Annotated in this window: 11 protein-coding genes; 4 read left to right on the top strand and 7 right to left on the bottom strand. The window is 71.3% G+C overall.

Features of this window, described 5'->3' with window-relative positions:
* From OG294_RS31675 to OG294_RS31665, 3 genes are read right to left on the bottom strand one after another with little or no spacing between them, the layout of a single operon-like run.
* A complete protein-coding gene (locus OG294_RS31675) occupies positions 1-426 on the bottom strand; it encodes a hypothetical protein (RefSeq protein WP_327069987.1) in 426 nt (141 codons plus the stop codon).
* Positions 393-635 carry a hypothetical protein gene (locus tag OG294_RS31670; protein ID WP_327069986.1) on the bottom strand — a complete coding sequence of 81 codons (243 nt, stop codon included), beginning with the start codon at positions 633-635 and terminating at the stop codon, positions 393-395. Before OG294_RS31670 ends, OG294_RS31675 begins: the two co-directional genes overlap by 34 nt.
* On the bottom strand, positions 628-918 hold the full coding sequence (locus OG294_RS31665) for an SseB family protein (protein ID WP_327069985.1): 291 nt from the start codon (positions 916-918) through the stop codon (positions 628-630). Before OG294_RS31665 ends, OG294_RS31670 begins: the two co-directional genes overlap by 8 nt.
* 536 nt (positions 919-1,454) lie before the next feature.
* Between OG294_RS31665 and OG294_RS31660 the strand changes: the two genes are divergently transcribed.
* The gene (locus tag OG294_RS31660; RefSeq protein ID WP_327069984.1) at positions 1,455-2,483 is read left to right on the top strand and encodes an RNA ligase family protein; all 1,029 of its coding nucleotides are present in this window, start codon (positions 1,455-1,457) and stop codon (positions 2,481-2,483) included.
* Between the two features lie 370 nt (positions 2,484-2,853).
* Here OG294_RS31660 and OG294_RS31655 read toward each other — a convergent pair whose 3' ends face one another.
* Genes OG294_RS31655 through cysC form a run of 3 tightly spaced genes read right to left on the bottom strand, consistent with a single transcriptional unit; the run spans position 2,854 to position 5,773 of the window.
* The gene (locus tag OG294_RS31655) at positions 2,854-4,230 is read right to left on the bottom strand and encodes a sulfate adenylyltransferase subunit 1 (RefSeq protein WP_327069983.1); all 1,377 of its coding nucleotides are present in this window, start codon (positions 4,228-4,230) and stop codon (positions 2,854-2,856) included.
* 2 nt (positions 4,231-4,232) lie between these two features.
* On the bottom strand, positions 4,233-5,192 hold the full coding sequence (gene cysD, locus OG294_RS31650; protein ID WP_327069982.1) for a sulfate adenylyltransferase subunit CysD: 960 nt from the start codon (positions 5,190-5,192) through the stop codon (positions 4,233-4,235).
* On the bottom strand, positions 5,189-5,773 hold the full coding sequence (gene cysC / locus OG294_RS31645; protein WP_327071737.1) for an adenylyl-sulfate kinase: 585 nt from the start codon (positions 5,771-5,773) through the stop codon (positions 5,189-5,191). The genes cysD and cysC overlap by 4 nt, the downstream gene beginning before the upstream one ends.
* A gap of 746 nt (positions 5,774-6,519) precedes the next feature.
* Here cysC and OG294_RS31640 point away from each other — a divergent pair.
* The gene (locus OG294_RS31640) at positions 6,520-7,707 is read left to right on the top strand and encodes a sulfotransferase family protein (RefSeq protein WP_327069981.1); all 1,188 of its coding nucleotides are present in this window, start codon (positions 6,520-6,522) and stop codon (positions 7,705-7,707) included.
* A gap of 177 nt (positions 7,708-7,884) precedes the next feature.
* Here the strand turns inward: OG294_RS31640 and OG294_RS31635 are convergent, their stop codons facing one another.
* Positions 7,885-8,787 (bottom strand): helix-turn-helix domain-containing protein, encoded by a 903-nt coding sequence (locus OG294_RS31635; RefSeq protein ID WP_327069980.1) that lies wholly within the window; start codon positions 8,785-8,787, stop codon positions 7,885-7,887.
* 176 nt (positions 8,788-8,963) lie between these two features.
* Here OG294_RS31635 and OG294_RS31630 point away from each other — a divergent pair, with 176 nt between their 5' ends.
* Together OG294_RS31630 and OG294_RS31625 are read left to right on the top strand one after the other, a co-directional pair.
* The gene (locus tag OG294_RS31630; RefSeq protein WP_327069979.1) at positions 8,964-10,430 is read left to right on the top strand and encodes an MFS transporter; all 1,467 of its coding nucleotides are present in this window, start codon (positions 8,964-8,966) and stop codon (positions 10,428-10,430) included.
* Positions 10,431-10,682: 252 nt separating this feature from the next.
* On the top strand, positions 10,683-11,519 hold the full coding sequence (locus tag OG294_RS31625; protein WP_327069978.1) for an alpha/beta hydrolase fold domain-containing protein: 837 nt from the start codon (positions 10,683-10,685) through the stop codon (positions 11,517-11,519).
* Positions 11,520-11,663 lie beyond the last annotated feature (144 nt).

The raw sequence follows: 11,663 nt of genomic DNA, 5'->3' as shown, positions 1-11,663 counted from the left end.
TCAGCCCTGGCCACCCTGCGGATCGGCCATCGCCCGCAGCCGCTTCGACTCCGCCAACAGGCGCTGCTGCTCCGCCGTGTCGGCGCCCGTGGTCCCGGTCAGCGCGGCGAGCGCCTGCGCCTGCGGGTCGCTCCCCAGCACGTCGGCCCCCTCGGCGTCCCAGGTCGCGGCCGAGTCCAGCATCGCCTTCTGGAACGAGGCGGCCGAGTAGTCCGCGTGGCCGATCTGCGTGACCTCGTTGTCCTTCAACGTCGTGTCCCACGACTGCGCCTCGACCTGGTCCTGCGTCAGGTCCGGGTTGCCCATGGCCGCGTTCACCACGTCCTTGAGCATGCCCGAGGCGTACTGCTCCTGGTCGTAGTACATCCCCGCCGACAGTCCCAGGCGCAGCGCTATCTCGTCGCCGTCGTGGACCAGGCGCCGCACCCCCAGCTCCACCGTTCGCAGAAGCCGTCCAACGCGCCCTGCAGCCCCGGGTTGCCGACCTGCATACCCGTCAGCGAGACGTTGGAGAAACCGCGCCCTACCTCACCGCTCTCGCTGATCCCGAGCTTCTGCAGCTCCGCGATCGCGTCCTTGATCCCTTTCGCCGTGTTGTTCAGCGCATCCGGGTCGACCTGGTAGGAGTCAGCCACGATCCACCGCCACCGCATCCGGCACGATCCCGTGCACCGGCGGCAGCAGGAACGGCGCCGGCCCCGCCACATCCACCGCCACCCCCGCGGCAACCCCCATCGCCGGAACGGCCACATCCAACAACCGCGCCCCCGACACCGTCAGGTACGGCGCCGCGGCCCCCAACCCACGCGCCACCGCGAACCGGCCCAGCGCATCCTCACCACTGAACGCGTACAACCACGTGATGCCACCCAGATCACCCGCCAACGGCTCCCCGCCCACCGTCGGCACCAGCACCACACTCCGACGGAACTCCACCGCAACCCGCGGAGCGTCCACCAACCCCGCATGCAGCCCGGCCAAACGCCCAGCCAACCCCCGCCCCACCATGAGCCCCCCCAACTACTCTCAGCAACCGCCTCAACGCTCACCAGATTATCGAACAGTAGTGACACAATGACTCACGGAGCTCACGCCAAGACACCTCGCCTCCCCGGAACAGGCCGGGCCGCACCCCCAGAAGCGGCAGTGGTAGGCGGCAGCGCCACGGAGAAGGCGAGGGCCATCCTGGGGCCCCGTCGACCGGATCGGCAGATGGACGGCCAGGGGACCTTGCCCAGCGGCGCCCGGCGATCACCGGAGAGCATCCAAATCCAGTTCCCCCACCACCCCCGACCGCAGTAGGCCCACAGTGCATGTCCCCCCTCGGACACATATGTCAGATGACCTGATCCGGTACTTGATCAGGTCATCTGCTTTTTGGGGCTGCTGGGCAGTCTGCGCGGGGCGGTGAATCTCTGTTGCCCGTCATCGGGTTGCACGGCGATGATCCCTGCATGTCCGACACCACCTCCGCGAGTCCCACGTGGCGGCCCTATCCCAAGGTCTCTGCCAGGCAGCGGCCTGCCGGATCCGGGAGCCGGGAGTGGGTCGCGGTGGAGAAGGTGCACGGGGCGCACTTCGCGGTGGTCTGCGACGGATCCGGAGTTCGTCCGGCGAAACGGCGCGAGCTGCTGGGTGACGATGCCCTGGACGACTTCTTCGGCGTCAGCAGGGTCTGGTCGGCGCTCTCGGTGGCGGCAGCTCGCTTCGCCTCGTCAGTGCGCAGCAGCTGGGGCAACACTGCCGCAGTGACGGTTTACGGCGAACTGGCAGGCGGCTGCTACCCGCATCCGGATGTTCGCGTCGTTGCCGGAGTCGAGCCGGTGCAGACCGGCGTGTGGTACGCACCGGGCCTGCAGTGGCTGCCGTTCGACGCCTCGGTCGAGCGGGCTGACGGCCGGTGGTGGCTCTCCGACCGTGCGCTGCGTGAAGCCGCAACCCCCGCCGGGCTCAACTGCGTTCCGGCGCTCGGGTACGGCGCGCTGAACAGGCTTCAGGAGTTGCCCAGCGCCTTCCCCACCAGAGTCCCAATCCTTTTCGGGCTTCCGGAACTGATGGACAACCTCGCCGAGGGCTACATCCTCAAACCGGCCGGCGAATGGCAGGAGGCCGATCCCGCAGGCACCGACCTGCGGCCAATGGTGAAGGTGAAGCAGAAGGCCTTCGCGGAGGACGCACGCTTCGACGGCGCACGTCCCTACCTGCCCCCATCGCAAGGCGCGGCCGGGATCCCCGCCTGGCTCCTGGTCCAGGCATCGGCGCTCCTCACCCCCACCCGCGCGGCCGCCGCGGTCAGCAAGCTCGGACCCCGCACTCCCACGAACGCCGTCGCGAGGGAGATCACCCAGGACGTAACGGAGGAACTCGCCGAAGCCCTGGGAGGACTCGAGGATGAGCTCCTGCACGCCCTGGAGCAAGCACTATGGCCCGGAGCCCACGCCCTGGCAGCGTTCGACGCCAAGGATCGCCACGCTTCCCAGTGACGGGCGCTGGACGGATCCAGTTGCGCAGGGCCTCGTGGTGCACGTGCAGGTCACGGGCCATCTGCCGGATCACCGGCTTATGGTCGGCGGCCAGGTACGCGGCAACGGGCCGTTACCGCAACTCGGGCGGGTACTTCATCGGTGCAGCCATGACAGCGGCTCCCTTCTCACGACCCATCAGGTCGTGTCCGGTAACCTTCCGCACCTTGGGGGAACCTCAGGCACCGACTGGTACCCCTTGGGGATCATTCAAGTGCTGGTTGGGATTCATCTCGACCAGCACAGCCTGGTGGACCGGGTGATCGAGCTCGGCACGGCTACCGCGACGCACTCGACGGGTCCAGCGCGACCGGCAGTGGGGCGACGGCCGTTATGGGTGACGGGCTGGGGGTGGGCCGTCGGAGGGGTGCTCTGCTGGGGCGGGCACGGGATCGGCTGCCGCGCGGGTGAAGGACTCGCCGGTCATGGCGGCGGTCAGGGTGCTGCCGTCGGCCGGGTCGATCAGGAGGAACGAGCCGGTCCGGCGGTTGTCGGTGTAGGGGTCCAGGGCGAGTGGCTCGGCGGTGCGCAGGAGGACGTGGCCGATGTCGTTGACCTTCAACTCCTGGGTGTCGCCGAGCTGTTCGAGGGTGTCGATGTCGATCCGGTAGCTGATCTCCTTGACCAGTGCGCGCACGGTGCGGGTGGTGTGCTTGAGCAGCACCTTGTCGCCGGCGCGCAGCGGACGCTCGTGCAGGTGGCAGACGGTGGCCTCGACGTCCTTGGTGGGGCGAGGGGTGGGGCCTGCGGCGATGAGGTCGCCGCGGGAGATGTCGAGGTCGTCGGTGAGGCGCACGGTGATCGACTGCGGGGCCCAGGCGATGTCGGTCTCGGTGCCGAGGGCGTCGATGCCGGCGATGGTGGTGGTGTGGCCGGAGGGGAGGACGGTGACGGTGTCGCCGGTGCGCAGCACGCCGGAGGCCAGCTGGCCGGCGTAGCCGCGGTAGTCGTGGTGTTCCTCCGACTGCGGGCGGATGACGTACTGGACCGGGAAGCGGGCCGGGTCGGCGACGGGGTCGGTGCCGGTCTGGACGGTTTCCAGGTGTTCGAGGAGGGTGGGGCCGCCGTACCAGTCCATGTGGGCGGAGGGTTCGACGACGTTGTCGCCGGCGAGTGCGGAGATCGGGATGGCGATGATGTCACCGATTCCGAGGGAGGCGGCGTAGGCGGTGAATTCGGCGGCGATGGCGGCGAAGACGGGTTCGGCGTAGTGGGCCAGGTCCATCTTGTTGACGGCGAGTACGACGTGGGGGACGCGTAGCAGGGCGGCGACGGCGGCGTGGCGGCGGGTCTGTTCGACGACGCCGTTGCGGGCGTCGACCAGGACGACGGCGAGTTCGGCGGTGGAGGCGCCGGTGACCATGTTGCGGGTGTACTGCACGTGGCCGGGGGTGTCGGCCAGGATGAAGCGGCGCCGGGCGGTGGCGAAGTAGCGGTAGGCGACGTCGATGGTGATGCCCTGCTCGCGTTCGGCGCGCAGGCCGTCGGTGAGCAGCGCCAGGTCCGGTGCCTGCTGGCCGCGCTTGCGCGAGGCGTGCTCGACGGCTTCCAGCTGGTCGGTGAGCACCGACTTGGAGTCGTGGAGCAGGCGGCCGACCAGGGTGGACTTGCCGTCGTCGACGGAGCCGGCGGTGGCGAAGCGCAGCAGCGAGGTGGCGCCGAGGACTTGGGCGTCGGGGGGCTGGTCGCCGGTGGTGATGCTGACCATCTCTAGAAGTACCCTTCGCGCTTGCGGTCTTCCATCGCGGCCTCGGAGAGCTTGTCGTCGGCCCGGGTGGCTCCGCGCTCGGTCAGGCGGCTGGCGGCGATCTCGGTGATCACCTGGTCGATGGTGGCGGCGTCGGAGTCGACGGCGCCGGTGCAGGACATGTCGCCCACGGTGCGGTAGCGGATCAGGCGGCGCTGGACCGTTTCGCCTTCCCTGGGGCCGCCCCAGTCGCCGGCGGTCAGCCACATGCCGTCGCGGGCGAAGACGTCGCGCTCGTGGGCGTAGTAGATCTCCGGCAGGTCGATCGACTCGCGCTCGATGTACTGCCAGACGTCCAGCTCGGTCCAGTTGGAGAGCGGGAAGACGCGGACGTGTTCGCCCACGGCGTGCCGCCCGTTGTAGAGCGACCAGAGTTCGGGGCGTTGGCGGCGCGGGTCCCAGGCGCCGAACTCGTCGCGCAGCGAGAAGACGCGTTCCTTGGCGCGGGCCTTCTCCTCGTCGCGGCGCCCGCCGCCGAAGACGGCGTCGAACCTGCCCGTCTCGATGGCGTCCAGCAGCGGCACGGTCTGCAGCGGGTTGCGGGTGCCGTCGGGGCGCTCGCGCAGCCGGCCCTCGTCGATGAACCGCTGCACCGAGGCCACGTGCAGGCGAAGGCCGTGTTCGGCCACCACGCGGTCGCGGTAGGCGATCACCTCGGGGAAGTTGTGGCCGGTGTCCACGTGCAGCAGCGAGAACGGGACCGGCGCGGGAGCGAAGGCCTTCAACGCCAGGTGCAGCATGACGATCGAGTCCTTGCCACCGGAGAACAGGATCACCGGCCGCTCGAACTCACCCGCCACCTCACGGAAGATGTGCACCGACTCCGCTTCGAGCACATCCAGGTGGGAGAGCGGGTGGGGGCGTCCGGGGCCGGACGCCGGGTACTCCGCGGTCGGCGGCAGCGGGTGGGGCGCGGTCGTCATGCCAGGCCCCTCTCGGCCAGGAAGGCGTGCAGCTCCGCCGCCGACTCGGCCACCGAGCGGCCCTGCGTCTGCAGGCGCAACTCCGGTGCGGCCGGCACCTCGTACGGGTCGTCGACCCCGGTCAGGCCGGTCAGCTCGCCGGCCGCCTGCTTGGCGTAGAGGCCCTTGACGTCCCGCTCGGCGCAGAGCTCCACCGGAGTGGCGACGTGGATCTCCAGGAGTTCGGTGCCCTTGGCCACGTGCAGCTCGCGGACCGCGGCCCGGGAGTCGGCGTACGGGGCGATCACCGGGGCGAGCACGGTGACGCCGTGCGAGGCCAGCTTCTCGGCGACGAAGCCGATCCGGGTGACGTTGGTGTGCCGGTCCTCACGGGTGAACCCCAGGCCCTTGGAGAGGAATTCGCGGATCTCGTCCCCGTCCAGCACCTCCACCCGACGGCCCTCCGCCCGCAGCCGCTCGGCCACGGCGAGGGCGAGCGTGGTCTTGCCGGCACTGGGCAGCCCGGTCAGCCACACCGTGGCCCCGCGCTCGCGGCGGGCTGCCGCGGGGACCGCCTCCGCGGCTCCCCCGACGACCGGGATGTCGACTGTGATCACGATCAACTCCAAAGGGGGAAAGCTTCCTTGGGGTCCGTGGGCGAGCCGGCTGCGGACCGCGGGCGCGGCGAGCCGCTGCCACCGCCCCCCACGACGTCTTCGGCCGTGCACGAGGAATCCCCGCCCGCAGATCTGGCGCATGCGCTCCATCCGGTTCGAGCCGTCCCAAGCCGTGACGACCGCGGCCGTCCGCACGCACCGCTCTTGAGGCTGCGGTCGCCCTGGTCCGGCCCGCGAGGGTTCGGACGCCAGGGATCAGGGTTCGTCGTGGGGGCGGCCAAGCGAGGCCACGACACCGAGCCGAGGTGAACCATCGCCGTGTCACTGCCAGTTCACTGTGGTGAGGGTGGATCGGTGGCGACAAGCCCTCCTCGTATGCCAGGAGGGCACGCTACCCGATCGTACGATCGGGGCCAAGAGGGCGCGGGCGCGGCCGGAGCGGCCTCCGGAGAGACGGTCGGCCGACTGCCGGGCACGGTGGGATTCCGAGTGATTCACCTCGCCGATCCATTGACATGTACTCGCAACTTGGGTTTAACCTAACGGCGTTACTGCCCAGTAGTCCCAGGTTGGACCGGATCGCGGGATGGCGCAACGGCGCCCCCGAGCAGCGAAGTTCGCGTCGCGGAAGGGCGCGTCGCGCCCTTCCGCACTTGCTCATGCCCCAGTTGCACCAGGATCCGACGCGGCCCGTGTTCCCCTCCCACCCCGCTGCCGAAGGAACACGCCCCTTGTCTGCCACCCCGATCGCCCTCACCCTGGCCAATCTGCTGCTCCGGCCGGGCTTCGGCACGCGTCGCAACCCCGACCGGGCCTTCGACCGGCTCATCGCCACGACCGCGCAGGCGGACGGAGACCAGCCGTTCGCGGACGACTTCCGGCTGCTGCTGCGCAACTGGTCGAGGGACGACAGCCTCACCCCGGTCGGCTGGGCCTCCGCGCAGGCCCACGTCCGCAGACAGCTCGGCAACCGGGCCCGGATCCGCCGGCTGATCTCCCAGCACCCCGCGATCGAGCGCGAGCCCATCGAGCAACCGGTGTTCGTGGTGGGCCTGCCGCGCACAGCCACCACCCTGACCCACAGCGTCCTGTCGCTCTCGGCCGAGCACCGCTGCCCCCTGCTGTGGGAACTGCTCACGCCCGATATGGAGCCGACGCCCGATCAGCGCAGAAGGGCGATCACCGCCGCGCGTCGGATGGTCGGCGCGATCGACCTCTTCGCCCCGCGGTTCCGCGACATCCATCCGCTCGACGCCGAGGGCCCCGACGAGTGCACCTTCGCCCTCCCGCACACCGTCATGCCACTGTCCCAGGCCCGCATCCCCAACTACACGGTCCGGCACTACGAACGGGACTTCATCCCCGACTACCGCTACCTCAAGCAGATTTTCCAGGTACTCCAGTACGGTCGCCCGCGCCGCCGATGGGTGCTGAAGTCACCCATGCACCTGGAGAACCTCGACGCACTGCGCACCGTCTTCCCGGATGCCACCATCGTGTGGACGCACCGCGACCCGGTCGCCGTCGTGGCGTCCTTCTGCAGCCTGGTCGAGCACGGGATGGCCATCACCGTCCGCCCCCTCGACCTGCACGGAATCGGCGCCACCTGGCTCGACGTACTGAGCCGCGCCATGACACGGGGCCTGGCGGCCCGTGCCTCGATCCCCGCCGAGGCGCTGGTGGACGTCCCCTACTCCTGGCTCGGGTCCCACCCCGCCACCGGCGCCCCCAGACTCTACGAATCCATCGGCGCCCGCTGGACGAGCGCCACCGCGGCCCGGCTTCCCGAGATCACCGCTCGCCCGAAGGGCACCCGCCCGCACAGCTACGACCTGGCGCGCTACGGCCTGACCCGCGCCGCCGTCGAGGCGGCGTTCGCCGACTACAACACCGTGCGCGCCGAGATCGACCGGAGCTGATGGCGCAGGGCAAGGATCTCCGCATCCTTCTCGCCCTCCCGCACCTGCGCATGGCGGTCGAGACGGACACCGCCGACCTGGCCGGCCTCGAGCACGACGCCCCCACCGCACCCGGCCCCCGAACGCCGTGGGACGACGGTGCGGGGGCCGGGTGCGGTGGGGCCGGTGAGGCGGTGGTCAGGCGGAGTGGGCCCGGTGTTCGGCGGGGGCGGGGTGGTGGCGGACCGGGCCGGCGGCGACGGTGGCGGCCAGCAGGTCGAGGGCGGCGGCCGAGGCGGTGTCGGGCTCGGCGCTGTAGAGCAGGACGCGGTGGCCGCTCTCGTCCGAGAAGCGCATGCTCTCGAAGGAGAGCTCCATCTCGCCGACCAGCGGGTGGTGGAAGGACTTGGTGCCCACGGTGCAGTTGCGGACCGGGTGACGCGACCACAGAGCCCCGAACGTCGGGCTCTGGATGGCGAGTTGACCGACCAACTGGGCCAGTCGCTGGTCCTCCGGGTGGCGGCCGACGACCAGTCGCAGGGCGGCCAGGGCGACCCGGGTCTCCTCCTCCCAGTGGGTGTACAGCTCCCGGGTGTGCGGGTCGAGGAAGAGCAGCCGGGTGAGGTTGGGGCGCTCGGCCGGGCGGTCGGGGCTGTCCAGGTCGAGGTGGCCGGCCAGCAGGGCGTGGCCCAGCGGGTTCCAGGCCAGGACGTCGTTGCGCCGGTCGAGCACCACCGCGGGGACCTGGGCCATCGCGTTGATCAGGTTGCGGGTGGCGGCGCGCACCCGCTCCGGACGCACCACCGGCGCCTTCGCGGCCCGCTCGGGACGGGCCAGGTTGCGCAGGTGCGCGTGCTCGTCCGGGCTCAGTCGCAGCGCGCGCGCGACGGCGTCGAGCACGCCGTCCGAGGCGTTGGCGCTCTGCCCCTGCTCCAGGCGGGTGTAGTAGGTCACGCTGACGCCGGCCAGCATGGCCAGTTCCTCGCGGCGCAGCCCGGGGACCCGCCTGCGGTTGCCGTGCGGGTTCAGGCCCACGTCCTCCGGACGCAGTTGGGCACGCCGGTTGCGCAGGAAATCTCCCAGTGCGGTTGATGTCTCCATGCGTCCAAGTCTGCCCGCGGGGTGGCTCGCGCGGGTGGCTCAAGCTGTCCCTGCGAGTGCTACTTTCGGCAGTCGTACCCAGCCGCTGGCTACCTTTCCCAGGGGTCTGGGTAGCCCCGCCGCGGCAGTGCAGGCTCGTTCTCGTACCCAAGACGACGAACGAAGGGTTCCTTGCCATGTCGGCGGTTGACGATCTGAACGTGCGGGAGCAGCGCCTGGCGGCGCCGGCCCCCAAGACCGATGAATCCCGGTTGTCGGGGCGACTGCTGCTGGTGCTGATCGTCCTGCTGGTCGCCCAGTTCATGCTCGCGGTCGACTTCTCCATCCTGAACGTGGCACTGCCGGTGATCGGCAAGGGCCTCGGCTTCTCGCTCGGCAACCTGCAGTGGATCGGCACCGCGTTCGCGCTGTCCGCGGCCGGCTTCACCCTCCTGTTCGGCCGGGTGGCCGACCTCTTCGGCCGCCGCAGGCTGTTCCTGCTGGGCCTGGCGCTGCTCGGCGCCGCCTCGCTCGCCGGCGGTCTGGCCACCAGCCCGACCATCCTGCTGATCGCCCGTGTCGCCCAGGGTCTGGCCACCGCCGCCGTGACGCCGGCCGGCCTGTCCCTGCTGACCACCTCCTTCCCCGAGGGCCCGCTGCGCGACAAGGCGCTGGGCCTCAACGGCGCGCTGATGTCGGCCGGCTTCACCACCGGCGCGATCCTCGGCGGGGTGCTCACCGACCTGCTCTCCTGGCGCTGGGCGTTCTTCATCAACGTGCCGGTCGCCCTGGCGGTCCTGCTGATCGCGCCGAGCGTGATCAAGGAGAGCCGCCCGCAGACCCGGCCCAAGCTCGACCTGCCCGGTGCCGCGACCGTCACCCTCGGCCTGCTCTCGCTGGTCTACGGCCTGACCCAGGCCGGTCAGCACGGCTGGGGCAACCCGACCGCGCTGGTCACCCTGGTCCTGGGCATCGTCCTGCTGGTGGCCTTCTACGCCGTCGAGAAGCGGGCCGCAGCACCGCTGGTGCCGGTCTCCATCCTCAAGCGCCCCACCGTCATCTGGGGCAACATCGCCGGCCTGATCGCCTTCCTCACCGAGACCTCGCTGGTCTTCCTGATGACCCTCTACCTGCAGGACGTCCTCAACTTCTCGGCGCTCGCCGCCGGTCTCTCCTTCGGCGTCCTGGGCCTGGGCACCGTCATCGGCGGATCCACCGCCGCCAAGATGATCGCCCGCACCAGCACCCGCAGCACCCTGGTGATCGGCGGACTGCTGCAGGCTGCCGCGACCGCTTCGCTGCTCGCCCTCGGCCAGAGCCACTCCTGGCTCGGCCTGCTGCTGCCGGCCACCTTCATCGGCGGCGTGGGCAACATGTTCGTGATCGTCGGGTTCATGGTCACCGCCACCTCCGGTCTGCCGGACCACGAGCAGGGCATGGCCACCGGCCTGGCCACCATGACCCAGCAGATCGGGATCACCATGGGCACCCCGATCATGAGCTCCATCGTCGCCACCCAGACCACCGCGCACACCAACGCCCACAGCGTGCTGGACGGCGTGGGCCTGGCGGTGCTGGTGAACGCGCTGCTGGTGCTGGTCGGCGTCCTGACCACCGTCTTCCTCCGCCGCCGCAAGGAGCAGCACAGCGGCGCCGCGGGGTAGGACGGGAATCGCGCGCCGACCCCTGCGGCGCGCCCGAGGGGAGCGGGACGGCCACCGGGCCGTCCCGCTCCCCTCGTTTTCCGTGCCGCTTTCCGTGCCGCTTTCCGTGCCGTTTTCCGTGCCGTGCCGGGCCCGGTGCTGCCTGTCCCTGGCAGTGCTAGCCACACCGGTGCTACCCGGCGCAGGGGCCTGGCTGGGCCCGGCGGACCACGGCAGGGTTGGTCCCAACAGGCCGTCAGGAGGAGTACAGCGATGGCGATCCACGATCACATGCGGCCGGGCACCGTCCGCTGGCACAGCGTCCGGCTGCCGGCCGGCCGGCACCTGGTGGGGGCTCGGGTCTTCACCCCCGCGACCCCGCCGGAGGGCTGGCTGGTGTGGGCGCACGGCGGCAGTTGGCGGGCCGGCTCGGTGGCGGGCTGGCACGGCGCCACCGCCGACCTCGCACGGCACTCCGGCTGCGCCGTGGTCAGCGTCGAGTACCGGCTGAGCCCCGGCCACCGCCACCCGGCCGCCCTGGCGGACGTGCTGACCGCGGTGGACTGGGCGTTCGAGCAGGCCGGGGCGGCGGGCGCGGTGGCGGTCGGCGGCGACAGCGCCGGCGGCACGCTCGCCGCCGCGGCGGCCCTGGCCTGCCGCGACCGGGCACGGCCACTGGCCGCGCAGGTGCTCGCCTACCCGCCGCTCGACCCCGTGTGCGACGCCGACTCCTACACCCGCTACCAGGGCAACTTCCCCACCCCGCAGGCGATGGTCGCCGCCTGGCAGGACTACCGTGCCCCGGGCCGCCCGGTGGCCGAGGACGGCACCCGGCTGTACAGCACGCCGTTCGAGGCCGCCGACCTGCGCGGCCTGGCCCCGGCCCTGCTCGCCGTCGGCGAGTTCGACCCGGTGGCCGACGACGTGCGCCGCTACCGGGAACTCCTGCTGGCGGCGGGCGTGCGGGCCGAGCTGCGGGAGTTCCCGCAGACCTTCCACGGCGCCTTCCTGGACCCGGGGCAGCAGCCGCCCTCGACCGCCGAGGAACCCGGCCTGCGGCCCTGGCTGGGCACCGCGTTGCGAGCCCGGCTCGCCCGCGGCGCCCGCTGAGCCGGCCCGTCGCCGACCCACCGCCCCGTCCCAATGCCCCGCTTCGCCTTCACCCTGCCCCGCCCGGCGAGCCGCGTTCCGCCGTGCCCCGCACCGCGAGCCCCGATCAATCGCGCCCGGCTCTCCCGGGCTGCCCGACACCAT

The organism is Kitasatospora sp. NBC_01302 (assembly GCF_035976515.1).
Taxonomy (GTDB): Bacteria; Actinomycetota; Actinomycetes; order Streptomycetales; family Streptomycetaceae; genus Kitasatospora.
Note: the sequence above shows the minus strand (reverse complement) of the source record. Positions and strands in the feature narration are given on the sequence as shown.

Bases quoted from the DNA above. Each gene is read 5' to 3' on its own strand.
- OG294_RS31660 (WP_327069984.1), top strand. From the start codon at position 1,455: ATGTCCGACACCACCTCCGCGAGTCCCACGTGGCGGCCCTATCCCAAG.
- OG294_RS31655 (WP_327069983.1), bottom strand. From the start codon at position 4,230: ATGGTCAGCATCACCACCGGCGACCAGCCCCCCGACGCCCAAGTCCTC.
- cysD (WP_327069982.1), bottom strand. From the start codon at position 5,192: ATGACGACCGCGCCCCACCCGCTGCCGCCGACCGCGGAGTACCCGGCG.
- OG294_RS31635 (WP_327069980.1), bottom strand. From the start codon at position 8,787: ATGGAGACATCAACCGCACTGGGAGATTTCCTGCGCAACCGGCGTGCC.
- OG294_RS31630 (WP_327069979.1), top strand. From the start codon at position 8,964: ATGTCGGCGGTTGACGATCTGAACGTGCGGGAGCAGCGCCTGGCGGCG.
- OG294_RS31625 (WP_327069978.1), top strand. From the start codon at position 10,683: ATGGCGATCCACGATCACATGCGGCCGGGCACCGTCCGCTGGCACAGC.